Origin of the sequence: Actinoplanes sp. NPDC023801 (genome assembly GCF_040639655.1) — a bacterium.
Lineage (GTDB): Bacteria > Actinomycetota > Actinomycetes > Mycobacteriales > Micromonosporaceae > Actinoplanes.
Genome location: NZ_JBFAAI010000021.1, coordinates 97,442 through 122,702, shown reverse-complemented (window position 1 = coordinate 122,702; position 25,261 = coordinate 97,442). Strand labels below are relative to the sequence as shown.

The following is a 25,261-nucleotide window of genomic DNA, read 5'->3' as shown; positions in this document are numbered from 1 at the left end:
CCCCGGACCAGCGACTGCCCCGCGGCCGGTGGCCGTCCCCGGGCCGGCGACTGCCCCGTCAGCCCATTGATGCACACCGGCCGGCCGCCGGAAGTCGGCCTGCCGGTAGGACCCGGCCTGCTGGTGAGAGCCGGCCTGATGGTGAGAGCCGGGCGGACGGCCCGGCCCGTTCGCGACGGCGATGGTTCCGCCGCGGCGCAACCCGCGCCCCGGCAACAGCCCGCTCAGCTCGGCCGCCACCGGCAGCATCCGGTCCACGCCGGGCTCGTCGGTGCCGGTGGCCGTCCGGACCAGTCCCGCGAGGGCGGTCGCACCACTGATCATGCGCCCTGCCACGTCATGCCCCGCTCTGTTGCTCCCCGTCAAGCACCACCGAACGGCAACCCCCGTCACGCGGCCGGACTCCTTCAGCACCACCACACGGCGGCCCACCGGTTACAGCCGGCCACCGCGCCGATGCCCGGGGCCGCCCACCGCCGACGCCGTCCGGTCCCCCTGCCGGCCCGGCACTTCCGGACCGACCAGGTCACACGAACCACCCCCTGCCGCGAGCACGGCACCTCCTGCCGCGAGCACGACCTCCTGCCGCGAGCACGACCTCCTGCCGTGAGCCCGGCCGGCAGCGCACGGCTGCCACAACCCCCTGAGGAGCACTCGAGCCCGGACGTCGCCTCAGTGGGCGGCATAGGAGCCGTCCAGCGGGAAGGAGGGAAAGTCCGGCGACCGGGAACGGTCAGCGCTCCTCCGGATCGGAGACATGGCCACCCGAAGCCGGCAGGAGACGCACGGCCCGAGCGCCGGGGTCACCCACCGCGAGAGGGCGGCCGGGTCACCGGGATCCCGGGGCTGGTCATGCGGCGAGTGGCGGCTGGTAGGACAGACCGAGGGAGGACTCCGCCACGGTCACGAACTGTTCGGCGGCCCGGAGCAGGTCGTCGGCCTCACGAGCGGTCACCACGTGCGGGATGCCCGCCTCCGCGGCCGCGCGCTTGCTGGCGCCGAGGGCGAAATAGCCGGCCCAGTCGCTGAACTCGGGCGCCACCAGGACCAGGAGTGACCAGGCACTTGTCGCTTTGGCCCGGCGGCCCGAAGCCGATGGCCGCGCACGGGCGGCGAGGAGAGCCGCGGCCGCGCGCAGAGCGGCGAGGTGGGCTGTCGCGTAGCGCAGGCCGTCGGGCGCGGTGTTCGCCGCCTCGGTCAGGCCTTGCCGCGCGATCGACAGCAGCTGAGAGGGAGTCCGGTGGGGCAGCATGTGCGCCGGGACCGTGGGCGCCTCCGCACGGGACCCACCGGCGGCCTGCGCCGGAACACGAGCGGGGCCCGCGGTCTGTGCCGGGACACGGGTGGAGCCGGCAGCCGGGGCCGGGACACCGGCGGGGCCTCCGGCCTGCGCCGGGACACGGGCAGGACCGACAGCCGGGGCCGGGACACGCGTGGGGCCGGTGGCTGGGGCCGGGCCGGCGTGTGCCGGAGCGGGAGCCGCCGTGAGGCCCGGGGCCGTGGTGCTCGCCATCGTCGTTTCTCCTCGCTTGTTCCGCATCCGACGTTGGTGGGTCGAACCGATCGCTGCGGAGGAAGACGCAGCATGCCGCATCGGCAGGGCCGGAACCGGGGCTCCAACGGGCGGCCGGAGCCCCGGTGGACGACCCGCGGGGGTCGCCCGACGGCAAGCCGGCCTGGTGCGAAGCTTCCCCACACCACACCCGGCCGGCGCCGCCGGCGGGTCCGTCGCCCGCCACCGGGGGTCGGGGGCGGCGAGCGACGGCCTGCCTTGAACGAGGCCCGGACCCGCGAATGCCCGGACCACGCGTGCGGCACTTCGCGGGCGCCGCACCCGGGAGGCATGCCGCGAAACACGCCCCCGGAGCTGAACGGACACCCTTTCGAACATCCGTTCTAACTACTGCAGAGACTAACACCCCCCTCCGACAAAAACGCAACCTTCGACGCCCCTCCCACCACCTTTTTCGAACGGATGATCGACGACTCACGTCACAGGCGGCCGGGTGCCGGCATCCTTCCCACAGATACCCCCGGGGGGTATGGTGGAGTCAGGAAGTATCGAAGGAGGCACCCCATGATTCACAGCACCGGCCACACCGGACACGGGTCAGCGGCATCGTGGCGGACGGCCGTTCAGGCAACACTGCACTGCCTCACCGGCTGCGCCATCGGCGAGGTGCTCGGCATGGTGATCGGCACCGCACTGGGCTGGTCCGCCGGCCCCACCGTGGTGCTCGCGGTCGCGCTGGCGTTCCTTTTCGGTTACGCGCTGACGATGCGCCCGCTGCGGCGGTCGGGCATCGACTTCCGTACCGCGCTGAAACTCGCCCTCGCCGCCGACACCGTGTCGATCGCCGTCATGGAGATCATCGACAACGCGGTCATGCTCACCGTGCCGGGCGCCATGGAAGCCGGCCTGGCCAGCCCGGTGTTCTGGGCCTCGCTCGCCTTCGCGCTGGCGGTGGCGTTCGTACTGACGGTGCCGGTGAACCGCTGGCTGATCAGCCGGGGCAAGGGACACGCGGTGACACATCAGCACCACGCTCACTGAGAAGCGCACGGGCGGCCGGGTGATGCCCGGCCGCCCGTGTCCGTCCGGAGCGGAAGGGTTACCGCATCGCCTGCATCTCGGCGATCTCCGACTGCTGATCGGCGACGATCTTCGAGGCGAGGGCCTTGGCTGCGGGGTTGGCGCCGCCGTCGATCTCACCACGAGCCATCGTGATCGCACCCGTGTGGTGGTCGATCATCATGGTGAGGAACAGTTCGTCGAACGCCGGCCCCGTCGACGCGGCCAGCTTCGCCATGTCGGCGCCGGACATCATGCCCGGCATCGTCGCGTGCTCCCCGCCGTGCCCGGCCCCCTCCGCCGGGGCAGGCTGCCCCCACGCGGCGAGGAAGCCGGTCATGGTGGCGATCTCCGGCCCCTGCGCGGCCGAGATCGAGGCCGCGAGCTCCTTGACCTCGGTACCGCCGCGTTCCGGGGCCAGCGCGGACATCTCGATCGCCTGCCGGTGGTGCACCACCATGTGCTGGGCGAACGCCACATCCGTCTCGTTGAAGACGGCGCCGGAGACCGCGGGCGAGACGGACGTGGCACCGGAACCCGCGGAGTGCCCGGAGGTGTGTCCACCGCCGCATCCCGCGACGGCGAAGGTGAGAACCAGGGCGGCACCCATGACTGCACAGCGCGGCATCATTCGTTTCATCAACATCAAAGTCCTTTTGTCAGCGTACGGATGAACGGGGCGAAAGCCTCCCGCTATATGCGCGACACCGACACCGAGGCCAGCCGTAACCCGACACCGGCAGTTCGAGGCGAAGCACGTGTCGTCCGGCCACCGGTGTTCGCTGCACGGCGACCCGCCCGGCCACCGTTCCGCCCGCGCAGCAGAAGCAGCAGAAGCCACCCCGGCAGGAGAAGCACGGTCAGACCGGCGAGCACCGCCAGGCAGACGTTCCACACAGCCCCGCCATGCCCGCCGCCCCCGCCATGCCCGCCATGCCGCCCACCGTCCCCGGAACACCCAGCCCGCTCGCACGAAGCCCCGTCCCGCCCCGGACGGCCGTCGAAGAGATCGACGTGAGGCGCAGCCCTCACCTCATCCACCGGACCAGCCGCAACCAAGCCGCCGAGCGCATCCCCCGCCGTACTCGGCAACCCCGCACTCGGCAACCCCGCCGACGGCCCGCCGGCCGGCATATACCCCGCCGCATCCCGCAACTCGACGGACGACCGAACGGCATGCGCATTCCCGGCCCCAGAGGCGACAGGAACCGAGGACTGCGCGGTGTGCAGAACGGACGAGAGTGGCCCGTGCCCGAGAGTGTGGATCGAGGTGAGGCCGATCACCGTACAGGTGAGCAGCAGCCACCAGGCCGCCCGGCGCGACACCGCACCGCTCACCTTGATCCACACACCGATCACCGTACCCACACCGATCCGGTCGCCCTCAAGACACGGCCGCCACCCAAAATGCGTAAAAGCCGCGAAGACCCACCACCACCACTCGCAGCCAGACGATGTTGTGAGGTTGCACCCCGGCCGCAGCCGCACCCTCACAACATCGCGGAGAAGGCGGCGGCGAGTGGAAAAGGTGAGTGGAACGGGCCGGCGAGGGCCGCACGGGGACGATCGTGAATACGATGGGTGACATGGCGACGGTCGTGGTTACCGGGGGCAGTTCGGGTGTGGGTCTGGCGGCTGCTGAGCAGTTCGCCGCTCGCGGTGACGAGGTGGTTCTGGTCGGGCGGGATCCGGGCCGGCTGGCCGCGGCGGCGGCTGCGGTGCGGACGGCGGGCGGCGGGCGTGAGCCGATGGTTCTCCGGGCCGACTTCGAGCGGCTCGACGACGTCCGGGCGCTGGCCGGGGAACTGCTGGCCGCCTGCCCGAGGATCGACGTGCTGGCGAACAACGCCGGTGGCATGGTCGACGGGTTCCGGCGGACCGGGGACGGCTTCGAGGCGACGATGCAGAGCAATCATCTGGCCCCGTTCCTGCTCACGAACCTTCTGCGGGAGCGGTTGACCGGTTCCCGGGTGGTGAACACCGCATCCCGCGCGCATCATCGCGGCCGCCCGGACCCGGAGGCGCTGGCCGGTGATCCGGAGCGTTTCAATTCCTGGCAGGCGTACGGCGCGGGCAAGTCGGCGAACATCCTGTTCACCGCGGAGGCGGCCCGCCGGTGGCCCGATGTGTTCAGCGTGTCCTTTCATCCGGGTGTGGTGCGGACGAACTTCGGTGCCGATCGGGTGACCCGGTTCTTCTACCGGTTCGCGCCGTTCCTGGTGACTCCGGAGAAAGCCGGTGAGCTGCTGGTGTGGCTGGCCACCGCCCCGGAGGCGGAGCTGGTGAACGGCGGCTACTACGCCGGTCACCGGCTGTCCGGCACGGCCGCGCACGCCGGGGACCCGGAGCTGGCCGCCCGGCTGTGGGAGGCCAGCGTCGCCGCCACGCGACCGTAGGCACGATGTCCCGGTGCGGGGGCCGGGACGCAGAATGTTCGGATGCACAACCATCCGAATGTGATCGCGGTGCGGGACGCGTTGACGTCGGCCGGCTCGGACGCCGCCGAGATCGTCATCCTCGACGCGGCCGTGCACACCGCAGCCGCGGCGGCGGCCGCTCTGGGCATCGAGGTCGGGCAGATCGCCAATTCGCTGATCTTCGACGCGGACGGTGAGCCGCTGCTGGTGCTGACGTCGGGCGCGCACCGGGTCGACACGGCCAAGGTGGCCGCCGCGCTGGGGGTGTCGAAGCTACGCCGGGCGACGCCGGAGTTCGTGCGCCGGCACACCGGCCAGGCGATCGGCGGGGTCGCCCCGCTGGGGCATCCGAAGCCGGTGCGGACGCTGGTCGACGTGGATCTGGAGCAGTACCCGGTGGTGTGGGCGGCCGCGGGCGTACCCCAATCGATCTTCCCGATCACGTATGCCGAACTGGTCCGCGTCACCTCCGGAACCCCGGCGGAGGTCGCGTAGGAACGACGCCGAACCGGTCCGCGTCACGGCCGGGACCCCGGCGGAGGTCGCGTAAGAATGACCCCGGACCGGTCCGCGTCACAGCGAAACCCCGGCGGAGGTCGCGGCGGTCCGCCGGGCGGGTAACGTGGCGCGATGTCCGACGATCAGGTCAGCCTGCATGTCTGGCGGGTTCCGCGCCGCGCTGTCGGTTCCGCCATGCTTCGCATGGCGTTCGCCCGCCGGCATCTGTCAGCGGTCCGGTTCGGCAAGTTCCTGGGTACGGGTACCGGCTCCACCTTCGGTCCCGGTGACACGGATCTGACCCGCTGGGCCGCGATCACGGTGAGCGACGCGCCGGTACGGTTCCCGGTGTGGGACGCGATCGCCGAGCGGCAGGCCCGGATCGATCTGGAGCCGCTGGTGAGCCGGGGTTCGTGGTCGGGCCGGAGCCCGTTCCGGCCGACCGGGCGCAAAACGGACGGCCCGGTGGTGGCGCTGACCCGGGCCCGGTTGCGTCCGGCGCGGGCGCTGCGCTTCTGGCGGGCGATCGGGCCGGTGGCGCGGGAGTTGACGGCGGCGCCGGGTCTGCTGGCCCGGTTCGGGGTGGGTGAGGCGCCGGTCGGCTGGCAGGGGACGGTCAGCGTGTGGCGGAGCACGGCGGATCTGACGGCGTTCGCGTACCGTCAGCCGGAGCATCGCGCGGTGATCGCCCGTACACCCGCCGACAACTGGTACGCGGAGGAGCTGTTCGCCCGTTTCGCGGTGCGTGAGCTCGCCGGGGACCGCACGGTGCTGGGCTGGATGAACGAGAACCTCACCGACGAGGTTCCGGCCGACGAGGAGCAGACGGAGCGATGAGGCTCGTAGCGTGGCAACCGGACGATCTGCTGCGCCGGCTCGACGACGTGGTGACCGTCTACGGCGAGGCGATGGGCTATCGCAAGGAGTTGCTGCAGACGCGTCGCGGCTACATCGGCTCGCACGTGCGGCGGCCGGGTTTCCGGGCGGTGGCGACGTTGACCGCGGAGGGCCGGCTGGCCGGTTTCGGGTACGGCTACACGTCGGCGGCCGGTCAGTGGTGGCACGACCAGGTGCGGTCGGCGCTGGACGAGCCGTCCCGCGGCTATTGGCTGACCAGCTGTTTCGAGGTCGTCGAACTTCACGTACGCCCGGTGGCCCAGGGTCACGGGGTGGGGGCGCGGCAGCTGCGGGCGCTGCTGGCGATGGCGGACGGCAAGCGGGTGCTGCTGTCCACTCCGGAGGCTGACGAGCTCCAGTCGCGGGCGTGGCGGCTGTATCGGCGTTTCGGTTTCACCGATGTGCTGCGGAATTTCATGTTCCCAGGGGACGAGCGGGCATTCGCGATTCTGGGCCGGGAGCTTCCGCTTGCGGAACGGCCGGCCGAGGGTGCTCCGGGAATGGTCGGCGGCTGACTCCGTTGCGCACGGTTCCCTGGTTTCTGCTGGGCGCGCTGGTTCTGGCCCAGATCTGTTATCCGCTGACCGAGGGCGGGGTACGGGCCGGCCTGACCATGGCGACGGTCCTGATCGGCGTGGTGCTGTCGGTGTCGCACGCGCTGCTGTGCCGGGGTCCGCGGGCCGCGGCCGCGCTGGTGGGTACGGCGATGCTCGGCGGGTTCGCGGTGGAGGCGGTCGGGGTGGCGACCGGGTTCCCGTTCGGGAGTTACGACTATTCGGGTCAGCTGGGGCCGAAGCTGCTGGGTGTGCCGCTGATCATCCCGCTGGCGTGGACCTGGATGGCGTGGCCGGCCTGGCTGGCGGCGCTACGGGTGGCGCGGGGACGGGTGGCGCGGATCGGGGTGGCTGCCGCCGGTCTGGCCGCGTGGGATCTGTTCCTCGATCCGCAGATGGTCGCGGAGGGGTATTGGCGCTGGCACGATCCGCTGCCGGCGCTGCCCGGGGTGCCGGGTGTCCCGGTCGGCAACTATCTGGGCTGGCTGGGTTTCGCGGTGCTGCTGATGACGGCGTTGTCGGCGGTGGCGGCGCGTACCGCGTCGGCGCCGGCGGACTCCGACGCTCCGATGCTGGCGCTCTGGCTGTGGACGTACTTCTCGTCGGTGCTGGCCCATGCCGTCTTCCTGGACCTGCCGGGTTCGGCGGTGTGGGGCGGGCTGCTGATGGGCGCGGCGGTGCTGCCGCTGCTGCTGCTCCGCGCCCGGCAGCACCGGGCGGCAGCCTCCGCGCCCGGAGAGAGCAGGCTGTGACCGCCTGGCTCGTCCTGCTGCCGTTGCTGCTGCTCACGGCGCACACCGTGGTCAACGCGCTGCTGTTGCGCCGCCCCCGCCGGGACGCCGCCACGACCGAGCGAGTGGCGGTGCTGCTGCCGCTGCGTGACGAAGCCGGCCGGGTCACGCCGTGCCTGGAGTCGCTGCTGGCCCAGCGTGGTGTCCCGGATCTGCGTATCCATGTCCTCGACGACGGGTCCACCGACGGCACCGCTGCCGTGGTGGGGGCGGTGACGGCCGGCGACCCGCGGGTGCGGCTGCTCACCGGCGGGTCGCTGCCCGACGGCTGGCTGGGTAAGCCGAACGCCTGCCGTCAGCTCGCCGACGACGCGGGGGACGCCGACGTGCTGGTCTTCGTCGACGCGGACGTGGTGCTGGCGCCGGACGCGGTGGCCGGTGCGGTGACTCTTCTCCGGTCGAGCGGGGTGACGCTGCTCTCCCCGTACCCGAGAATCGTCGGCGCCGGGCGTCTGGTGCAACCGCTGCTGCAGTGGTCGTGGCTGACGTTTCTGCCGATGCGTGGCATGGAACGCTCCCCGCGCCCGTCGCTTGCTGCCGCCGGGGGCCAGTGGCTGGTGGTGGACCGGGCCGGCTACCGGCGGGCCGGTGGGCACGCCGCGGTCCGCGACGACGTCCTGGAGGACATCGGCCTGGCCCGCGCGGTGAAACGGTCCGGCGGGCGGATCGCTCTGGCCGACGGTTCCCGGCTGGCCACCTGTCACATGTATTCGTCCTGGCGAGAGCTGGCGGACGGGTACGGCAAATCTCTCTGGGCGTCGTTCGGGTCGGCGCCCGGCGCGGCCGCCGTCGTGGTCCTGCTTCTTCTGCTGTACGCCGCACCCGTGCCGTTCCTGGTCGGTGCCTGGCCGGCCGTGGCCGCGGTGGCGTACCTGCTCGGGGTCACCGGTCGCCTGGTCAGTGCCGCGGCCACCGGCGGCCGGATGTTCCCGGACGCGTTCGCGCACCCGGTCTCGGTCGTCCTGTTCGCCTGGCTGGTGGCCCGTTCGTTCCACCTGAAACGCCAGGGTCGCCTGTCGTGGCGCGGCCGTGCCCTCTGACCCCGCGGCTGGCCCACACCGCTGTCTCAACGGTTCTGAGACAGCGGTGCGATACAGCTGGGTGGGAACGGTGGTTGCCGCCCGTACCGGAGGAAAGGTTTTGATCTTGTCGTGAGTGACATCGTGGTGATAGGGGCGGGTGTGGGCGGGCTGGCCGCCGCCGTCCGGCTGGCCGCGGCCGGGCATCGGGTGACGGTGCACGAGCGCGCCGCGGAGGTCGGCGGGAAGCTGGCGGTGTACGAGCGGGACGGCTACCGCTTCGACACCGGCCCGAGCCTGCTCACCCTGCCGCAGGTCTTCGACGAGCTGGAGCTGGGGCTGCGGCCGGAGCCGCTGGATCCGGTGGTGCGGCATGTCTTCCCGGACGGTGTGGTGCTCGACTCGTCGCCGGATCACGCGGTGTTCCTCGACCGGATCGCTGCCGCGCTCGGCCCGGACGCGGCGGCGGACTGGGACCGGTTCTGGCGGCGGGCCGCGCGCATCTGGCACGCGTCCTGGGAATCGGTGCTGCAGCGGCCGGTGTCGGCGGCGTCGCTGGCCCGGCTGTCCTGGCGGGTCGGTGATCTCGCGGCGATCGCGCCGGGCCGGTCGCTGCGCGGGCTGGGCCGCCGCTATCTGCGGGATCCGCGGTTGCGGATGCTGCTGGACCGCTACGCGACCTACACCGGCACCGATCCGCGACGGGCTCCGGCCGCGCTCGCGGCGATCCCCTACGCCGAGCTGGCCCACGGTGGCTGGTACCTGCCGGGCGGGCTGGGCACCCTCGCCGCGGCGCTTCGCGCGCGGTGCGATCTTCTGGGCGTACGGGTGGAGCTGCGCTCCGAGGTCACGGCGATCGAGGCGGACACCGGCGTGCGCGGGGTCCGGCTGGCATCGGGCCGGTTCGTGCCGGCGGACGTGGTGGTGGCCAATGTGGACGCCGTCACCCTGTACCGGGATCTGCTGCCGAGCCCGGCCCGGCTGACCGGGCTCGCCGACCGCAGCCTGGGCGGGTTCGTGCTGCTGCTCGGTGTCCGCGGCGAGACGCCGGAACTGGCGCATCACACGGTCTTCTTCCCGCGCCACTACGACGCCGAGTTCGACGCGATCTTCCCGCGGCCGGGCCGCCGGGTCAGGCCGGTCGACGACCCGGCGGTGTTCGTCACCCGGGCCGCCGATCCGGCGGTGCGGCCGGACGGGCGCGAGGCGTGGTTCGTGCTGGTCAACGCGGCACGCCATGGCACCGCGGTGTCCGCTGTGGACTGGCGGCGGCCAGGGCTGGCCGACGCGTACGCCCGGCATGTCCTGGACGTATTGGCCCGGCGTGGTCTTGATGTCCGGGACCGGCTGGAGTTCGCCGAGACGCGTACGCCTGCCGACCTGGCCGAGGCGACCGGAGCACCGGGCGGGTCGATCTACGGCACCGCGGGTGGCCTGCTGCGGCCCGGCAACCGCGGCCCGGTCGACGGTTTGTTCCTGGTCGGCGGGTCGGTGCATCCGGGCGGCGGACTGCCGATGGTGACCCTGTCCGCCCGGATCGTGGCCGACGCGATCGGGCCGGCCTGATCCGTTGTCAGGGTCCGGCCGCGAGGATGACCAGGTGATTCGGGCCGCCAGGAAACTAGGTGGTTCGGGCCGCCAGGAAGGCCTTGGCCATCGCGGAGGCCAGGTCGGCCGGATTGCGGGCGGCGATCGCCTGGCCGCCGGTGGCCTTGGCCATGTCCTGCAGCGCCTTCATGTTGGCGTCCGGGCCGTAACCGACGGCGATGACCGGCACCGGCCGGCCCGGGTCCCGCCCCGCGTTGAGCCGTTGCAGGAACTGCTGGTTGGTCATCGAGAACTTGGTGCCACCGTCGGTGCCGTCGGTGAGCACCACGACCACCGACGGGCGGCCGGGCTGGACCCGTTCGCGCATGTCCGCGATGCCGTCGAGCACGGTCTGGTAGAGCGGGGTGCCGGCGTTCGCCTGTGGACGGTAGGCGGTGATCGCCTCGCCGAGCGCATCGCGCCGGGCCTTGCCGTCGACGGCCGCCGTGATCGGCCCGAACGGGACCGCCTCGGTGTGCGCGGTGTTGCTAGTGGCGCTGGCCCCGAAATACCACATACCGATCGTGGTCTCCGGGTTGAACAGTTCGGCGGCGCTGGCACCGGACTCCCGCAGCAGCGACGCCTTGGTGCCCGCACCGGTGCCGGCCTTCTCGTTCATCGAGCCGGAACTGTCGATCAGCAGCAGCACCTGGAAGGCCACGGTCTGGAACCCGGCCCACTGCCGGGCGGTGGCGAGGAGTGCCTTCCCCGAGTCGGGCAGGCGGACGCCACCGGCGGCCGGTTCGGTACGGAACCCTGCCGCCGCCAGGGCCTGCTTGCTGATCGCGGCGCGCAGCTGTTCGGCCAGCCGGGTCTTGACGCCTTTGCGGACCGCGAACGGGTAGTCGGCCGAGACCTGCCCGTCGATCGGCACCGAGGCGGTCAGCGGGATCCGGTACCCGCCCTTCTGGTAGGCGGTGACCTGCTGCTCGATCAGGGGGAAGACGCCGACCGAGAAGGAGGCGTCGGCGGCGTCGGTCTGCCGGGACATCTCGGTGAACAGGGCGGCCGGGTCGGCGTCCGCGTCGGTGAGCCGGCTGCGCAGGGTGAGCGCGCGCAGCTGGGCGATTCCCGGGTCCTTCGTGGTCAGTGCCGTCGCCGCGTGCACGCCGTGGACGCTGAGCAGGCCCGTCGTGGTGAGCAGCGGGTCGGTCATGGTGACGACCGGGACGCGCTCCTCGGTCACCGCCTTGATCAGGCCGGTCCAGGAGGTCTTGCCGTCCGTCGCGAACTGGGCGGTGAGCGCCTGCGGCGCCCCCAGCACGATCGGCGACCAGGCGAGGGTGGCGCCGGAGGTCTGGTACACGTTCTTCTTGTCGGCCGCGATCCGCAGCCAGACGCTCGACGACGGCACCCAGACGTCCGGCTGGTCCTTGGCGCCGGCGGTGACACCGGGTTCTTCGGCCCGCACCACGATCGGGGAGCATCGCTGGCCGGCCGGCTTGAGTGTGGCGGCCGCCTCGCTGATCACCGGCTCGATCTCGGGGGCCACGGCCACCGTCAGCTCGGCCTTGGGGCAGGGGGTGACGCTGGGCCGGCTCAACGACGGCACGGGCGCCGCACTGGGCTGGGCGGCCGGGTCGCCGGTCCCGTTGCTCATCAGCCGCCAGGCGACGCCACCGGCGACCAGGAGAACCGTGATGACCAGGGCCGCGGCGAGCAGGACACGGCCACGCGACTGAGGCTGGTCGTTCCATTCGCCGTGGTCCGGCGCGGGCAACTGCCTTGGCCACTCGTTGTCGGACATGCCACCTAGCCCCGTCGTTGAGGTCGGTACCGATGCCAGCCGGATAGTAGTCCGGCATTCATGTCCTGCAATGGTTCAGTAAGTAAAGCGGCACATCATGCAAGCATCCGTGGTTCGGCGGCCGCGATCACTATCAGTTCGCCGTCCTCACTGAGGCCGGCGGGTTCCCGGCTCCACCCGCCGTAGAGTTCCTCCACCCGGAAACCCGCAGTTCGCAGGGAGTCACGGAGGGCTTCCTCGTCCCGGAACCGGTGCACGGCCGTACTGGTCAGCTCGGCGCCGTCCGGGAACAGATAGTGATGGACGACGGAGACGGTCTGCTCGCCCGCCGGTGCGCTCTCGGTCCACGCCAGCACCGCGGACCCGTCGGCGAGCACGATGGACCGCTCGGTGGCCGGCCGGTTCCAGTCCTGCCACGGGCGGGCCACCGGGTCGCGGCTGTCCAGGATCAACCGGCCGTCGGTGACCAGCGCGTCGCGCAGCGCCCGCAGCGCGGCGGACCACTCCTCGTCGGTGACCAGCAGCTCGGCGACGTGCCCCACCAGGAAGGCGACGTCGAACGCCCGGGGTGGCAGAGTCTCGACGGACCCCTCGACCCAGCGGACCCGGTCCGCTCCGGGCTTGCGGCGGGCCGCGTCCAGGCAGGGCGTGGCCAGGTCGACGGCGGTCACCTCGTGGCCGGCCCCGGCCATGGCGATCGCCAGGCGGCCGGTGCCGCAACCCAGGTCCAGGACACGTGAGGTCGTACGGTCAGCGAGGACCCGCATGAAGAAGTCGTCCTCCCAGCCCCACGGGTGTTCAGCGTCGTAGACCTCGACCAGCCGGGGCTCCCGGTACTCGCCATGCCACACATCCGGAGCCTAGACGCGCGCCCATCCGCTTGACTAGCCGATGTGGACAGTTGCCGCACAGTGTTCGATCACGACTTCACGCAGCGCCGTCGCGGCGTGTGACATGACCGCTCCCCGGCGGTGGGCCAGGGCGATGGTGCGCCGCATACCGGGCGGCGCGAGCGGTGTGGCCCGCAGCAGCGGCCGGTTGGTCAGCACCATGCTCGGCACCAGCGCCACCCCGAGGCCGGCCTCGACGAAGGCGAGCACGGCGTCCATCTCGCCACCCTCGACGGCGAACTTCGGGGTGAATCCGGCCCGCTCACAAGCCTGCAGGGTGACGTCCCGGATGTCGTAGCCGTCGCGGAACATCACCATCGGGGTGTGCCGCAGCTCCACCAGGTCGAGCTGGCGGGCCACGGTCGGCGACGGGCCGGTCGCGACCGAGGCCACGACGAGACTCTCCCGCAGCAGTTCGGTGGTCTCCAGCGCGGGGTCGACGCCGTGCTCGGGCTGCACGATGAGGGCAATGTCGAGCGAGTGCGCGAGGAGGTCGGCGATCATGTCCTGCGAGCTGCCCTCGGTGACGTGCAGGGAGATGCCGGGATGTTCGGCGCGGTACGCCCGGAGCACTCCCGGCACCAGCGAGGAGCAGAGACTGGGGGTGGCGCCGAGGCGTACGTCCCCTCGCCGGAGGCCGATGATGTCAGCGACCGCGTCCCGGGCCGCGTCGGCGTCCGCGATCATGCGTTGCGCCAGCGGGAGCAGGGTCTCCCCGGCTACCGTGAGGGTCACGCCGCCTCGGATCCGCTCGAACAGCGGCGCGCCGAGCGAAGTCTCGAGGGTGTGAATCTGCTTACTCAGCGTTGGCTGCGAGACGCCCAATTCGTCCGCTGCTTGGGTGAAATGTCGGGTCTCTGCCACCGCTACGAAGTACCGGAGTTGTTGCAGCTGCACCTTAATAGCTTATAGCTATGGAGGCGGGCACCAGCATGCATTAGACGAATGGCCAGAGACTTTCTACCTTTCAGCTTGTGGCGGTAGACACTCCTATTCCGAAGACGACCAACGCGGCGGGTGCGACGGCACGCCCCACGCCGCGGAAGTCGGTCCGGCCCTCGTCGGTCATCCTCAAAGTGATCATGGCGGTCAGCGGCGCGCTGCTGGTCCTGTTCCTCTTCGCGCACGCGGCGGGCAACCTCAAGCTCTTCGTGGGCACGACGGACTTCGACCACTACGCGGAATGGCTGCGAGGGCTCGGCACGCCCCTGCTGCCGCACGCGTGGTTCCTCTGGATCCAGCGGGTCGGCCTGCTGGTCGCGATCGGCCTGCACATCTGGGCGGCGACCGTCCTGACCGTCCGCGCCCGCAAGGCGCGCCCGGTCAAGTACGCGCACCGGCCGAAGATCCAGGGCAGTTACGCCGCGCGCACCATGCGCTGGGGTGGTGTGATCATCCTGCTGTTCGTGGTCTACCACATCCTCGACCTGACCACGGGCCACCTGAACCCGGAGGGCGGCGACTCGGACCCGTCCGCCCGGGTGATCGCCGACTTCGCTCCCGAGCGCTGGTACGTGACGCTCTTCTACGTCGTCTCCGTAGTGGCCGTCGGCTTCCACCTGCGGCACGGCATCTGGAGCGCGTTCCGCACGCTCGGCCAGCAGACGACCAAGGGCGAGCGCCGGGCCCAGGCCATCGCGCTGACCCTCTCGGTGATCCTCGTCGCGATGTACCTGTCGGTGCCCGTCGCGGTCCTGACCGGATTGGTGGGTTGATCATGACTGCTAACGACTTCTGGACCGAGGGCGAACCCGTCTTCGACAAGGCCGCCCCGGACGGACCGGTCGAGACCCGCTGGGAGCGGCGCAAGTTCTCCGCCAAGCTGGTCAACCCGGCCAACCGCCGCAAGCTGACCGTGATCGTGGTGGGCACCGGTCTGGCCGGCGGCTCGGCCGCGGCGACCCTGGCCGAGGCCGGGTACCGGGTCAAGTCGTACTGCTACCAGGACAGCCCGCGCCGTGCGCACTCGATCGCCGCGCAGGGTGGCATCAACGCCGCGAAGAACTACCGCAACGACGGCGACTCCGTGTACCGGCTCTTCTACGACACGGTCAAGGGCGGCGACTTCCGCGCCCGCGAGTCGAACGTCTACCGGCTCGCCCAGGTCAGCGTGAACATCATCGACCAGTGCGTGGCGCAGGGCGTCCCGTTCGCCCGTGAGTACGGCGGCCTGCTCGACAACCGCTCGTTCGGTGGCACCCAGGTGTCCCGGACGTTCTACGCCCGGGGCCAGACGGGACAGCAGCTGCTGCTCGGCGCGTACCAGGCTCTGGAGCGGCAGATCGGCCTCGGCAACGTCGAGATGAACGCCCGGCACGAGATGCTCGAGGTGATCGTCCTGGACGGCAAGGCCCGCGGCATCGTCGTGCGGGACATGGTCACCGGTGAGATCACGACCGAGTTCGCCGACGCCGTGGTACTCGCCTCCGGCGGGTACGGCAACGTCTTCTTCCTGTCGACGAACGCCAAGGGTTGCAACGTCACCGCGGCTTGGCGGGCGCACCGCAAGGGCGCGCTGTTCGCGAACCCCTGCTACACGCAGATCCACCCGACCTGCATCCCGGAGTCCGGCTCGCACCAGTCGAAGCTGACCCTGATGTCCGAGTCGCTGCGCAACGACGGCCGGGTCTGGGTGCCCAAGAACGCCGCGGACTGCCAGAAGCCGGCCGGCGAGATCCCCGAGGAGGACCGCGACTACTACCTGGAGCGGATCTACCCGTCGTTCGGCAACCTGGTGCCCCGTGACATCGCCTCCCGGGCCGCCAAGAACGTCTGCGACGAGGGCCGCGGTGTCGGCCCCGGTGGTCTCGGCGTCTACCTCGACTTCGCGGACGCGATCGGGCGGCTCGGCCGCAAGGCCGTCGAGGCCAAGTACGGCAACCTCTTCGAGATGTACGAGCGGATCACCGGCGAGGACCCGTACGAGACGCCGATGCGTATCTACCCCGCCGTGCACTACACGATGGGCGGCCTGTGGGTCGACTACGACCTGCAGTCGACGATCCCCGGCCTGTTCGTGATCGGTGAGGCCAACTTCTCCGACCACGGCGCCAACCGGCTCGGCGCGTCGGCGCTGATGCAGGGTCTGGCCGACGGCTACTTCGTGCTCCCGAACACGATCAGCAACTACCTCGCGGCCGGACCGTTTCCCAAGGTCACCGAGTCGGACGCCCCGGTTGTGGAGGCCCGCAAGCAGGTCGAGGACCGGATCGCCAGGTTCCTCTCCATCGACGGCGACCGCACCGTGGACTCGTTCCACCGCGAGCTCGGCCAGATCATGTGGGAGTACTGCGGCATGGAGCGGACCGAGGAGGGCCTGACGAAGGCCATCGGCCTGATCCGGGCGCTCAAGGAGGAGTTCTGGAGCCGGGTGAAGGTGCCGGGCAAGGGCGAGGAGCTCAACCAGAACCTGGAGAAGGCCGGCCGGGTCGCCGACTTCATCGAACTGGGCGAGCTCATGTGCATCGACGCGCTGCACCGGCGGGAGTCGTGCGGCGGTCACTTCCGGGCCGAGTCGCAGACTCCGGACGGTGAGGCGATGCGCCACGACGACGAGTTCAGCTACGCCGCGGCGTGGGAGTACTTCGGCGCCGACGGCAAGCCGGTCCTGCACAAGGAGGACCTCAACTTCGAGTACGTCCACCCGAGCACGCGGAGCTACAAGTAATGGACATCAAGGTCAGGGTGTGGCGTCAGGCCGGCCCCTCGGCTGCCGGGAAGATGGTCACCTACGACGTCAAGGGCATCTCCCCCGACGCGTCGTTCCTCGAGATGATCGACGTACTCAACGAGACGCTGATTCTCAACGGCGACGACCCGATCGCGTTCGACCACGACTGCCGCGAGGGCATCTGCGGCATGTGCAGCATGGTGGTCAACGGCGTGGCACACGGCCCGGAGAAGGCCACCACGGTGTGCCAGCTGCACATGCGCAAGTTCAAGGACGGCGACACGATCGACGTCGAGCCGTGGCGCGCCTCGGCCTTCCCGGTCATCAAGGACCTCGTCGTCGACCGCAGCGCGTTCGACAAGATCATCCAGGCGGGTGGCTACATCACCGCCCCCACCGGCACCGCCCCGGACGCCCACGCCACGCCGGTGCCGAAGAAGGACGCGGACGCCGCGTTCGAGGCGGCCACCTGCATCGGCTGCGGCGCCTGTGTGGCGGCCTGCCCCAACGGCTCGTCGATGCTGTACACCGCCGCGAAGATCGCGCACCTCGGTCTGCTGCCGCAGGGCCAGCCCGAACGTGACAGCCGCGTCATCGACATGCTCCAGGCGCAGGACGACGCCGGTTTCGGTGGCTGCACCAACGCCGGCGAGTGCACCACGGTCTGCCCCAAGGGCATTCCGCTGAGCCTCATCGGCCGCCTCAACAGCGACTACCGCAAGGCGATCACCAAGCACTGATCGCTTCCGCGACTCCAGGTACCGGGCACAACGGCGTGCCCGGTACCCGGCTCTCTCCGGATGCCCGGCACGACGACGTGCCGGGCATCCGCATCTTCCACCCATTCCACCCACCCCCAGCCGGACACCACCGCTGCCTCAACCCCCTGAGACAGCGGCCCCGCACAGCCACCAAAACCGGCTGGACACCAGCGTTGTCTTAAGGGCGCTGAGACAGCGGCCTTGCGCAGCTGGCTGGGGCCGGGTGCTGGGACAGCGGTCTCGCAACGGAGGGCTCTGTGTCAGCGGGCGCCCAGGCCCTGGTGCAGGAACGTCGTCAGGCTCTCGATGATCTCCCGCTCGCCGGCGGCCGGGCCCGTGCCGGCGAACCAGCCGGCGGCCACGGACGAGAGTGTCGCGGTGAAGAACGACGCCGCGACCAGCGGGTCCCCCGGCAGGTCGAGACCGGCTAGATGGCCGGCGATGTGGTGCAGGTCCGGTTCGAGCATCTCCCGGCTGCGCCGCGCGAACTCCTCGTCGACGATCGCGGCCTGCTGCAGCGCCGACATCACCGCCCGGTGCCGGCCGTAGAAGTCCCAGAAGACCGCGACGTGCCAGCGGACCGCCTCCCGGTCCCGGAAGTCGTCCAGGTGGCTGGGGAGCTCCGCGTTCGCGTCCCCCTCGGCGAGCAGGTCGGCCAGCAGCGACTCGAGCAGTTTCTCCTTGCTCGCGAAGTGCTTGTAGAACGATCCGGTCGCGCGCCCGGCCTCGGCCGTGATGTCGGTGATCTTGGTGTTCAGGTAGCCCACCCGCTCGAACACCCGGATCGCGGCCGCCTTCAGTTCCGCCTCGGTCTGTGCCGCCTGCTGCTTTCGCGTGCCCATCACCACTTGACGGAGATTATCAGCCGGCCGTACGGTGAATTTATGTTCACTGAATTAATATTCACCGAGACGGGGCTGACCGTGATCGTGGGCGCCGGCCCGACCGGCCTCACGCTCGCCCGCCAGCTCGGCCGGTACGGCCTGCCCTACCGGATCGTGGACAGGTCACCAAAGCTGTTCGACGGTTCCCGCGCCAAAGGGCTCCAGCCGCGCACCCTGGAGATCCTCGACGACCTCGGCCTGATCTCCCGGTTCCTGGCCGCCGGCGGTGCCTACCCGCCGCTGCGGGCCCATCTGCCCGGTGGCGGCACCCACGAGTTCCGCCTCGACGAGTTGCACGACCCGGTGCCGTCCGTGCCGTATCCGAACCTGTTGATGATCCCGCAGTGGCGGACCTCGGAACTGCTCGCCGACGGCATCGCGGTCGAACTCGGCACCGGCCTGACCGGCCTCACCCGGATCGACGGCGGCATGCGGGTCACCCTGGACACCGGGGAGACGGTCGACGCGCGGTACGTGGTGGGCGCCGACGGGGGCGGCAGCACCGTCCGCAAGCTGCTCGGCATCGGCTTCGAGGGCGAGACCCACGAGGAGGAGCGGATGCTCGTTGCCGACGTCCGCCTGACCGGCCTGGACCGCGACCACTGGCACGTGTGGCCGGGCCCGGAGCGCACCTTCCGCCTCGGGTTGTGCCCACTGCCGGGCACCGACTGGTTCCAGCTCACCGCACCGGCGTCGCCGCTCTCCCCTGCCGGGCTCGTGGCCGCCGTCGACCCGTCGATCACCGTGACGGAGGTGGGGTGGACGTCCGAGTACCGCGCCAACGTCCGGATGGCGTCCCGCTTCCGCGACGGCGACGTCTTCCTCGCCGGCGACGCCGCCCACGTGCACTCACCGGCCGGTGGGCAAGGACTGAACACCGGCATCCAGGACGCTTACAACCTCGGCTGGAAGCTCGCCACCGGCAGTTCCACGATCCTCGACACCTACGAGGAGGAACGCCTGCCGGTCGCTGCGGCCGTCCTCGGCATCAGCACCCGGCTGCACCGGCGCCACGCCGACGGTGAGGAGGACGCCATGCGCCGGGACGACCCCGTACTGCGGCAGCTGTCCCTGAACTACCGGGGCACGACCCTGGCGGCGGAACATCGGCCACAACCCGGTGCGGTACGGGCCGGCGACCGTGCCCCGGACGCGCCGCTCACGAACAGCCGCGTCTTCGACCTGCTGCGGGGCCGCACGCCACCCTGCTGGCTGTCGGCTGGACCGGAGAGCTGCCGGAGCTTCCGGTTCCGGTCCGTCATGTGACCGAGGCGGCCGCGATGTACGACACGGCCACACCGACGCTCTTCCTGGTCCGGCCGGACAACTACATCGGCTGTGCCACCCATGACCCGGCCGACGTCCTCACCTACCTCAGGGGCCTCGGCAGCGCTCAGCGATGATGCCCGCTGGGCATAGTTGAGGGCAATCGACTCAAGTATAGCTCGCAGCGGCCCCGCGCAGGCGGTTGACCGCCGCACGCAGCGGACCGGGAAGGACGGGCACGTCCGGAGCTGCCAGATCGGCCAGGACCACGGTGACCAGATCGTGGAGAGCACCGGCGGGGGCGTCGGGGGCGGCCGCGAGCGTCTCCCGGACCAGGGCCGCCCGACGGAAGCGGTCGTCCCAGCGCCGGTCCGCGCCGATCCTCCGGTGCAGCTCCACAGCACATTTCCGAAGATCAACGGCACTTCGCCCGTACGCCTGATCGAGCTCCCAACGACGCGGCAGCGAGTCGCGCTCCGCCGCCCGGGCCAGTCGGAGGCGGCGTTGCTCCGCCGCCTGGCGGCTGCCGAGACCGAGCGCCGCCGCGATCTCCGGCCAGGTCCCGCCGGAACGCCGGGCCCGGTCGATCAACTCCAGTTCCTCGGCGTCGAGAGCGGCTCGCCGGGCCCGGATGCCGCGCAGCCCCTCCAGTTCTGCCAAGGCAACCCCCACAAGTTGTCAAACTTACGTTGACACTAACAGCTCCCGCTTCAGTTACCGGCGACAGAAAAATGCCGGCGACGAAGAGAGCGGCCGGCGGGCATCCGTGCAAGCCCGCCGACTACGAAGAGGGCGGCCGGCGGGCCATGCGTGCAATCCGGCGGCGACGAAGGGGGCGGCCGGCGGGTCCCCGTGTAAACCCGCCGGCCGCCGATGGAGGAAAGTAGAGGGGAATACGCCGCCGAGGCAAGGTCCGCAATGGACCGGCTCGGCGGACCGGATCAGAGAAACGCCGTCCAGACCGGGGCGAACGGCGTCGTCCGCAGCGGCATGCGCGCTTCGGCGGGGGTACGGTCGCCCTTGCGGTTGTTGCAGCGTTCGCAGGCCGCCACGGTGTTCAGCCACTCGTTACGGCCGCCACGGGACCGCGGCAGCACGTGGTCGATGGTCGAGGCGGCAGCACCGCAGTAGGCGCACCTCCGCCCGTCCCGCACCAGCACACCGGCCCGCGACCAGCCCGGACCCCGCCCGCGCCGCCACCGCGTCACCACATAGGAGACCAGCCGCACCACGGTCGGCACCGGGTAGACCCCGATCCGCGTGTCCGGCTGGGCCTCGTGAACCACGGCGACCTGACGGAACAGCATCCGGATCGCGTGCCGGAGGCTGACCCGGTGCAGCGGCCCGCAGTCGGCGTTCAGAACCAGAACCGCACTCATTTCGTCACCCCCCGGAAAATCGTTTGCGCAATAGCGAAATCACAGCTCAGAGGCGTTCCACCCCGGCCGGATCCGCTGAGGAAAAAATAGGCGCGACATCGATCACCGACAACTGAATAAAACGCGGGTGCCTCAGCGCAGGGCGGTGTGGACCGCGGTGGTCAGCTGGACCAGGCCGACGATTTGGAGCAGCAGCCAGATCCCGGCGGCCGCGGTGAGGACCACGACGGTCCAGGCGGGTGCGAGCAGCGCGGCGATCGGCGCGAGGATCAGGGCGGTGACGGCAACCGAGACGCGGGCCGGGCGTTCACCCACCGTGACGGCTCCGATCTCGGTCATCCCGGCGGTGGTGGCGCGGGCCCTCAGGTACTCGTGCAGCCAGCTCGCCGCGCCGGTCCCGACGGCGAGCCAGGCAGGCACTCCGGCCAGCCAGAACGCGGTGAGCCAGGCCGCTTCGCCGAGCCGGTCGGCGACCGAGTCGTACACATGTCCGATCCTGGTCACCCGCCCGGTGACGACCGCGACCGCTCCGTCGAGCCCGTCCGCCATCGCGGCCAGCAGCACCAGGACCGCACCCGCCACCATTCCGGCCGGGCCACCGAGTCCGATCACCACCGGCACGGCGAGGCAGAGCAGCAGCCCGGCGACGGTCACCGTGAGCGGTGCGACCCGGTTACGGCCGAGCAGAACCCCGATCCGGTACGCCCAGAGCACCCACCCGCGAACCACAGCGGAGGCGGTCCGCGGGTCGAAGCCGCCGTGGAGCCCCGACCAGACCTCGACGTACTCGTCCCACCCCAGAACGGCTCCCGTGCCGGGCGGCGAGGCGGAACCCGCAGCCGGAGACGGAGCAGCAGGGGAAGCGGACCCCGCGGCCGGAGGCAGAGCAGCCGGCGAAGCGGACGCAGCCGGAGGCACAGCAGCCGGCGAAGCGGAAGCGGCCGGAGGCACAGCAGCCGATGCAGGCCGGCCGGACGAGGACGCCGACGCCGGCCGAGGCGGTGGCGGCTCGGAGGGTGACGACGGGCCGGTCGGGGTCATGGTCAGGCGGCGGCGGCGATCTCGGCGGGGGCCAGGTGCTGCCAGACCTCGCGGGTCGCGGTGGAGCGGTTGAGGGTGATGAAGTGGATGCCGGGGACGCCCTCGGCGAGCAGCCGGGCACACATTTCGGCGCAGGTCTCGATGCCGAGTGCACGGACCGCAGCCTCGTCGCCGGCGACCCGTTCGAAGCGGGACAGCAGGGCCGGCGGGAACGGTGCGCCGGAGAGCTGCGTCGACCGTTCGATGGTGGCCATCCGGGTGACCGGCATGACGCCGGGCAGGATCGGGGTGTCGCAGCCGGCCGCGGCGACCCGGTCGCGCAGGCGCAGGTAGTCGTCGGCGTCGAAGAACATCTGGGTGATGGCGAAGTCCGCGCCGGCCCGGCATTTGCGGACGAAGGCGCGGGTGTCGCTCTCCACGTCGGCCGAGCGCGGGTGCTTGTACGGGAACGCGGCCACCCCCACGCTGAAGTCGCCGGACTCGCGGATCAGCCGGACCAGGTCCTCGGCGTACAGGACGCCCTCGGGGTGCCGCACCCACTCGCCGGTCGGGTCGCCGGGCGGGTCGCCGCGGACGGCGAGGATGTTGCTGATGCCGGCGCCGGCCAGCCGGCCGATGACGTTGCGCAGCTCGGCGACCGAGTGGTCGACCGCGGTGAGGTGCGCCATCGGCAGCAGGGTGGTCTCGGTGGCGACGCGTTCGGTCACCGCGACGGTGGTGTCCCGGGTGGTGCCGCCGGCTCCGTACGTGATCGAGACGAAGCTCGGGCGCAGCGACTCCAGTTCGCGGATCGCCTGCCAGAGCAACTGCTCACCGGCCGGCGTCTTCGGCGGGAAGAACTCGAAGGAGAACGCCGGCGCCGGGTCGCGGATCAGATCGCCGACGGACGGCGTACCGGGTAGCCGGGAGGGTAGACCGAGAGACACCCCGTCACCCTACCGAGCCGGCCGGCCGGACCGCGGGGTGGAAGCGAGTGATCTGGTCGATCGCGTCCCGGCGGTACGAGATAGCGTCTCGAAGGGTGACGACTTCTCCGCTCGAGTCGGCCGGTCTGCGGCCGCGTGTCGACAAGGCCCTCTCCGCGTTCCTCGGTGGCCAGCGGGCCCACCTGCTGGAGATCGACCGGGCGCTGGCCGAGGTGGCGGACGCGGTGTCGGCGTTCGTGCTCGGTGGTGGCAAGCGGCTGCGGCCGGCGTTCGCCTACTGGGGGTTCCGGGGTGCCGGCGGCGTCGACTCGGACGAGGTGGTGGCCGCGGTCTCGGCGCTGGAGCTGGTGCAGGCGAGCGCCCTGATCCACGACGACCTGATGGACCGGTCGGACACCCGGCGCGGGGAGCCGTCGGTGCACCGGCGGTTCGAGCTGCTGCACCGGGCGGAGGGATGGCGCGGTACCGCGACCGGCTTCGGTGACTCGGCGGCGGTGCTTCTCGGCGACCTCGCCATGGTGTGGTCGGATCAGCTGCTGCACACCTCCGGGATGGGGCTGGCCGACCTGGCCCGGGCCCGGCCGGTCTTCGACCGGATGCGCACCGAGGTGACCGTCGGGCAGTACCTGGACGTGCACACGCAGGCGACCGGGAACACGTCGCCGGAGCGGGCCGGCAAGGTGGCCCGGTTCAAGTCCGCGAAGTACACGGTGGAACGCCCGCTGCTGCTGGGCGCGGCACTCGCCGGGGGCGGCCCGGAGATCCTCACCTCGTACACGGCGTTCGGGCTGCCGCTCGGCGAGGCGTTCCAGATGCGCGACGACGTGCTCGGCGTGTTCGGGGATCCGGCGCAGACCGGCAAGCCGGCCGGGGACGATCTGCGCGAGGGCAAGCGGACCTATCTGGTGGCGTGCGCGTTCGGTGCGCTCGACGAGGCGGGCCGCGACGAGCTGGACCGCTCGCTGGGCGACCCGCTGCTCGACGACGCGGGCGTGGAACGGCTGCGGGCGATGATCCGGGACTGCGGGGCGCTGGCCGCGACCGAGAGCCGCATCGACACGCTGAACGGCGAGGCGCTGGCCGCCCTGGAACGGGCGCCGATCGACGGCGAGGCACGTACGGTGCTCCGCGCGCTGGCCGACGCGGCGGTCCGCCGGTCCGTCTGAGGACGGCCGCGCCCACCTCGTACCCGCAGAAGGTTTTCCGCCCGGTCAGAAGCCGAGGGCCTGCGCGCGCCGCTTGGCCTCTCGTGCCCGGTCGCCGCCGAGGGCGATCGCCGCGTTGCCGCCGAGCGTCTCGTCGGGCTCGTAGAGCCACCGGAGGGCTTCTTCGTCGTTGTACCCGGCGTCATGGAGCAGGGTCAGCACACCGGGCAGGTGCTTGAGCACGGTCTCGTTCGCCACCAGTTCGGCGGGCACCACCCGGATGCCGTCACGGCGGACCGCGAGGAGCGAGCGCTCGCGGATCAGCTGGTGCACCTTGCTGATCGACAAACCGAGCTTTTCGGACACATCTGGCAGGGTGATCCAGCCGGTGGGGCCGGTAGTCACGGGTTCGGTCACCGGTACAGCGTGCCAGACCAGATCGGAGAACAGTTGATGAGCCTGTGGCGAAGCATCCGTGGCGAGATGGCCGGAGCATGGCGGTCGATCCGTTACGACCTGGGACATCGCCCGTGCCCGGGTTCCGGGGCCGGCCCGGACGTCACCTCGACCGGGATGAACACGTTCCCCGGATCGCTGGTGGACCTGCCCGCCCAGCCGCCGGAGACCGACGCGCGGCCGCCGCGGCGACTGGTCGCGATCAGCGCGTTCTGTGCACTCGCCGCGTGCGGGGCGGCCGGGTCGTATCTCGTCGCGACCACCGCCTTCGCCGGCCGGATGACCGACACCCCCGCTCCGGCGGTCGCGGCCGCGCTGCCGCCGGCGGCCGGGACGGAGGCCGGGACCGGGACGGGCACGGGCGGCAACGCCGGGATGGGCGGCGTTCCGGCGGCTCCGCGCAAACCCCGCGGGACGACACCACCGGCGGCGGTACGGGCGCCGGCACCGGCAACCGCCGTCACCACGCTCCCGGCAGCAACCGCGGCCGGCCCCGTCACGGGCCGGACCAGCAGGCCGGCGACGGTGCCGGTCACCCGCTCGCCGGAGTGCGACTGCGAGACACCGCCGGTACCGACGCCGACCGCGCCGCCCCCCTCGGTGCCCGTGTCCGCCTCCCCCTCCACGGAGGTCTCGCCGAGTTCGGCCGAGCCGAGCCCATCCCTGCCAGCCAGTGACGGTCATCACCATCGGAACCGGCACTGACAAAACCGGTATTTCGCCTTATGTGAAAGGGTTCCACGTCAATCGGTGCAGGTCAG

The 25,261-nt window shown here is 71.3% G+C and carries 26 protein-coding genes; 14 read left to right on the top strand and 12 right to left on the bottom strand.

Annotated features, from left to right (window positions below; genetic code table 11):
- Nucleotides 1-850: 850 nt before the first annotated feature.
- A complete protein-coding gene (locus AB0G04_RS31045) occupies nucleotides 851-1,252 on the bottom strand; it encodes an SAV_6107 family HEPN domain-containing protein (protein WP_360989858.1) in 402 nt (133 codons plus the stop codon).
- A gap of 825 nt (nucleotides 1,253-2,077) precedes the next feature.
- Here AB0G04_RS31045 and AB0G04_RS31040 point away from each other — a divergent pair.
- Nucleotides 2,078-2,554 (top strand): DUF4396 domain-containing protein, encoded by a 477-nt coding sequence (locus tag AB0G04_RS31040; RefSeq protein WP_360989797.1) that lies wholly within the window; start codon nucleotides 2,078-2,080, stop codon nucleotides 2,552-2,554.
- 58 nt (nucleotides 2,555-2,612) lie between these two features.
- Here AB0G04_RS31040 and AB0G04_RS31035 read toward each other — a convergent pair whose 3' ends face one another.
- Nucleotides 2,613-3,212, bottom strand: a complete 600-nt coding sequence (locus AB0G04_RS31035) for a DUF305 domain-containing protein (protein ID WP_360989794.1) — start codon at nucleotides 3,210-3,212, stop codon at nucleotides 2,613-2,615.
- 946 nt (nucleotides 3,213-4,158) lie between these two features.
- Between AB0G04_RS31035 and AB0G04_RS31030 the strand changes: the two genes are divergently transcribed.
- The 7 genes from AB0G04_RS31030 to crtI all read left to right on the top strand — a co-directional run bounded on the left by AB0G04_RS31030 (nucleotide 4,159) and on the right by crtI (nucleotide 10,314).
- Complete coding sequence (locus tag AB0G04_RS31030) at nucleotides 4,159-4,968, top strand: SDR family NAD(P)-dependent oxidoreductase (protein ID WP_360989791.1); 810 nt, start codon at nucleotides 4,159-4,161, stop codon at nucleotides 4,966-4,968.
- Between the two features lie 42 nt (nucleotides 4,969-5,010).
- Entirely contained in the window at nucleotides 5,011-5,484 is a 474-nt protein-coding gene (locus AB0G04_RS31025; RefSeq protein ID WP_360989788.1) for a YbaK/EbsC family protein, read from the top strand.
- 135 nt (nucleotides 5,485-5,619) lie between these two features.
- Nucleotides 5,620-6,324, top strand: a complete 705-nt coding sequence (locus tag AB0G04_RS31020; RefSeq protein WP_360989785.1) for a monooxygenase — start codon at nucleotides 5,620-5,622, stop codon at nucleotides 6,322-6,324.
- Nucleotides 6,321-6,899, top strand: coding sequence for a GNAT family N-acetyltransferase (locus AB0G04_RS31015; protein WP_360989782.1), 579 nt, complete (start codon nucleotides 6,321-6,323; stop codon nucleotides 6,897-6,899). The genes AB0G04_RS31020 and AB0G04_RS31015 overlap by 4 nt, the downstream gene beginning before the upstream one ends.
- Entirely contained in the window at nucleotides 6,896-7,690 is a 795-nt protein-coding gene (locus AB0G04_RS31010; RefSeq protein WP_360989855.1) for a carotenoid biosynthesis protein, read from the top strand. The genes AB0G04_RS31015 and AB0G04_RS31010 overlap by 4 nt, the downstream gene beginning before the upstream one ends.
- Nucleotides 7,687-8,769, top strand: coding sequence for a glycosyltransferase family 2 protein (locus AB0G04_RS31005; RefSeq protein ID WP_360989780.1), 1,083 nt, complete (start codon nucleotides 7,687-7,689; stop codon nucleotides 8,767-8,769). Before AB0G04_RS31010 ends, AB0G04_RS31005 begins: the two co-directional genes overlap by 4 nt.
- Nucleotides 8,770-8,880: 111 nt before the next feature.
- A complete protein-coding gene (crtI, locus tag AB0G04_RS31000) occupies nucleotides 8,881-10,314 on the top strand; it encodes a phytoene desaturase family protein (protein ID WP_360989777.1) in 1,434 nt (477 codons plus the stop codon).
- Nucleotides 10,315-10,369: 55 nt separating this feature from the next.
- Here the strand turns inward: crtI and AB0G04_RS30995 are convergent, their stop codons facing one another.
- From AB0G04_RS30995 to AB0G04_RS30985, 3 genes are all read right to left on the bottom strand, one after another.
- Nucleotides 10,370-12,082, bottom strand: a complete 1,713-nt coding sequence (locus tag AB0G04_RS30995) for a substrate-binding domain-containing protein (RefSeq protein WP_360989774.1) — start codon at nucleotides 12,080-12,082, stop codon at nucleotides 10,370-10,372.
- 95 nt (nucleotides 12,083-12,177) lie between these two features.
- Complete coding sequence (locus AB0G04_RS30990) at nucleotides 12,178-12,933, bottom strand: methyltransferase domain-containing protein (protein WP_360989772.1); 756 nt, start codon at nucleotides 12,931-12,933, stop codon at nucleotides 12,178-12,180.
- Nucleotides 12,934-12,966: 33 nt separating this feature from the next.
- The gene (locus AB0G04_RS30985) at nucleotides 12,967-13,875 is read right to left on the bottom strand and encodes a LysR substrate-binding domain-containing protein (RefSeq protein WP_360989852.1); all 909 of its coding nucleotides are present in this window, start codon (nucleotides 13,873-13,875) and stop codon (nucleotides 12,967-12,969) included.
- A gap of 164 nt (nucleotides 13,876-14,039) precedes the next feature.
- Between AB0G04_RS30985 and AB0G04_RS30980 the strand changes: the two genes are divergently transcribed.
- Genes AB0G04_RS30980 through AB0G04_RS30970 form a run of 3 tightly spaced genes read left to right on the top strand, consistent with a single transcriptional unit; the run spans nucleotide 14,040 to nucleotide 17,382 of the window.
- Complete coding sequence (locus AB0G04_RS30980; protein WP_360989849.1) at nucleotides 14,040-14,687, top strand: succinate dehydrogenase cytochrome b subunit; 648 nt, start codon at nucleotides 14,040-14,042, stop codon at nucleotides 14,685-14,687.
- A gap of 2 nt (nucleotides 14,688-14,689) precedes the next feature.
- Nucleotides 14,690-16,639: a fumarate reductase/succinate dehydrogenase flavoprotein subunit gene (locus tag AB0G04_RS30975; protein ID WP_360989769.1), complete on the top strand. Its 1,950-nt coding sequence runs from the start codon at nucleotides 14,690-14,692 to the stop codon at nucleotides 16,637-16,639.
- Nucleotides 16,639-17,382 carry a succinate dehydrogenase/fumarate reductase iron-sulfur subunit gene (locus tag AB0G04_RS30970; protein WP_360989766.1) on the top strand — a complete coding sequence of 248 codons (744 nt, stop codon included), beginning with the start codon at nucleotides 16,639-16,641 and terminating at the stop codon, nucleotides 17,380-17,382. Before AB0G04_RS30975 ends, AB0G04_RS30970 begins: the two co-directional genes overlap by 1 nt.
- Nucleotides 17,383-17,663: 281 nt before the next feature.
- Here AB0G04_RS30970 and AB0G04_RS30965 read toward each other — a convergent pair whose 3' ends face one another.
- Nucleotides 17,664-18,245 carry a TetR/AcrR family transcriptional regulator gene (locus AB0G04_RS30965; RefSeq protein WP_360989763.1) on the bottom strand — a complete coding sequence of 194 codons (582 nt, stop codon included), beginning with the start codon at nucleotides 18,243-18,245 and terminating at the stop codon, nucleotides 17,664-17,666.
- A gap of 42 nt (nucleotides 18,246-18,287) precedes the next feature.
- Here AB0G04_RS30965 and AB0G04_RS30960 point away from each other — a divergent pair, with 42 nt between their 5' ends.
- Both AB0G04_RS30960 and AB0G04_RS30955 read left to right on the top strand, forming a co-directional pair.
- A complete protein-coding gene (locus AB0G04_RS30960) occupies nucleotides 18,288-19,553 on the top strand; it encodes an FAD-dependent monooxygenase (protein WP_360989760.1) in 1,266 nt (421 codons plus the stop codon).
- Nucleotides 19,550-19,690 (top strand): hypothetical protein, encoded by a 141-nt coding sequence (locus AB0G04_RS30955; RefSeq protein WP_360989758.1) that lies wholly within the window; start codon nucleotides 19,550-19,552, stop codon nucleotides 19,688-19,690. Before AB0G04_RS30960 ends, AB0G04_RS30955 begins: the two co-directional genes overlap by 4 nt.
- 31 nt (nucleotides 19,691-19,721) lie before the next feature.
- Here the strand turns inward: AB0G04_RS30955 and AB0G04_RS30950 are convergent, their stop codons facing one another.
- The 4 genes from AB0G04_RS30950 to metF form a co-directional block, all read right to left on the bottom strand.
- Nucleotides 19,722-20,213: a hypothetical protein gene (locus tag AB0G04_RS30950; RefSeq protein ID WP_360989755.1), complete on the bottom strand. Its 492-nt coding sequence runs from the start codon at nucleotides 20,211-20,213 to the stop codon at nucleotides 19,722-19,724.
- A 281-nt stretch (nucleotides 20,214-20,494) separates the two neighbouring features.
- Complete coding sequence (locus AB0G04_RS30945) at nucleotides 20,495-20,932, bottom strand: HNH endonuclease (protein WP_360989753.1); 438 nt, start codon at nucleotides 20,930-20,932, stop codon at nucleotides 20,495-20,497.
- A gap of 132 nt (nucleotides 20,933-21,064) precedes the next feature.
- Nucleotides 21,065-21,733, bottom strand: a complete 669-nt coding sequence (locus AB0G04_RS30940; RefSeq protein WP_360989847.1) for a CDP-alcohol phosphatidyltransferase family protein — start codon at nucleotides 21,731-21,733, stop codon at nucleotides 21,065-21,067.
- A 242-nt stretch (nucleotides 21,734-21,975) separates the two neighbouring features.
- Nucleotides 21,976-22,899, bottom strand: coding sequence for a methylenetetrahydrofolate reductase [NAD(P)H] (gene metF, locus AB0G04_RS30935; RefSeq protein ID WP_360989750.1), 924 nt, complete (start codon nucleotides 22,897-22,899; stop codon nucleotides 21,976-21,978).
- A gap of 95 nt (nucleotides 22,900-22,994) precedes the next feature.
- On the opposite strand from metF, the gene AB0G04_RS30930 reads away from it, so the two are divergent.
- The gene (locus AB0G04_RS30930; protein WP_360989747.1) at nucleotides 22,995-24,065 is read left to right on the top strand and encodes a polyprenyl synthetase family protein; all 1,071 of its coding nucleotides are present in this window, start codon (nucleotides 22,995-22,997) and stop codon (nucleotides 24,063-24,065) included.
- Between the two features lie 45 nt (nucleotides 24,066-24,110).
- Here AB0G04_RS30930 and AB0G04_RS30925 read toward each other — a convergent pair whose 3' ends face one another.
- Both AB0G04_RS30925 and AB0G04_RS30920 read right to left on the bottom strand, forming a co-directional pair.
- Entirely contained in the window at nucleotides 24,111-24,461 is a 351-nt protein-coding gene (locus AB0G04_RS30925) for an Rv2175c family DNA-binding protein (protein ID WP_360989744.1), read from the bottom strand.
- A 92-nt stretch (nucleotides 24,462-24,553) separates the two neighbouring features.
- Nucleotides 24,554-25,126: a hypothetical protein gene (locus tag AB0G04_RS30920; protein ID WP_360989741.1), complete on the bottom strand. Its 573-nt coding sequence runs from the start codon at nucleotides 25,124-25,126 to the stop codon at nucleotides 24,554-24,556.
- Nucleotides 25,127-25,261: the final 135 nt, after the last annotated feature.

Bases quoted from the DNA above. Each gene is read 5' to 3' on its own strand.
- AB0G04_RS31045 (WP_360989858.1), bottom strand. From the start codon at position 1,252: ATGCTGCCCCACCGGACTCCCTCTCAGCTGCTGTCGATCGCGCGGCAA.
- AB0G04_RS31040 (WP_360989797.1), top strand. From the start codon at position 2,078: ATGATTCACAGCACCGGCCACACCGGACACGGGTCAGCGGCATCGTGG.
- AB0G04_RS31035 (WP_360989794.1), bottom strand. From the start codon at position 3,212: ATGAAACGAATGATGCCGCGCTGTGCAGTCATGGGTGCCGCCCTGGTT.
- AB0G04_RS31030 (WP_360989791.1), top strand. From the start codon at position 4,159: ATGGCGACGGTCGTGGTTACCGGGGGCAGTTCGGGTGTGGGTCTGGCG.
- AB0G04_RS31025 (WP_360989788.1), top strand. From the start codon at position 5,011: ATGCACAACCATCCGAATGTGATCGCGGTGCGGGACGCGTTGACGTCG.
- AB0G04_RS31020 (WP_360989785.1), top strand. From the start codon at position 5,620: ATGTCCGACGATCAGGTCAGCCTGCATGTCTGGCGGGTTCCGCGCCGC.
- AB0G04_RS31015 (WP_360989782.1), top strand. From the start codon at position 6,321: ATGAGGCTCGTAGCGTGGCAACCGGACGATCTGCTGCGCCGGCTCGAC.
- AB0G04_RS30995 (WP_360989774.1), bottom strand. From the start codon at position 12,082: ATGTCCGACAACGAGTGGCCAAGGCAGTTGCCCGCGCCGGACCACGGC.
- AB0G04_RS30975 (WP_360989769.1), top strand. From the start codon at position 14,690: ATGACTGCTAACGACTTCTGGACCGAGGGCGAACCCGTCTTCGACAAG.
- AB0G04_RS30970 (WP_360989766.1), top strand. From the start codon at position 16,639: ATGGACATCAAGGTCAGGGTGTGGCGTCAGGCCGGCCCCTCGGCTGCC.
- AB0G04_RS30965 (WP_360989763.1), bottom strand. From the start codon at position 18,245: ATGGGCACGCGAAAGCAGCAGGCGGCACAGACCGAGGCGGAACTGAAG.
- AB0G04_RS30960 (WP_360989760.1), top strand. From the start codon at position 18,288: ATGTTCACTGAATTAATATTCACCGAGACGGGGCTGACCGTGATCGTG.
- AB0G04_RS30945 (WP_360989753.1), bottom strand. From the start codon at position 20,932: ATGAGTGCGGTTCTGGTTCTGAACGCCGACTGCGGGCCGCTGCACCGG.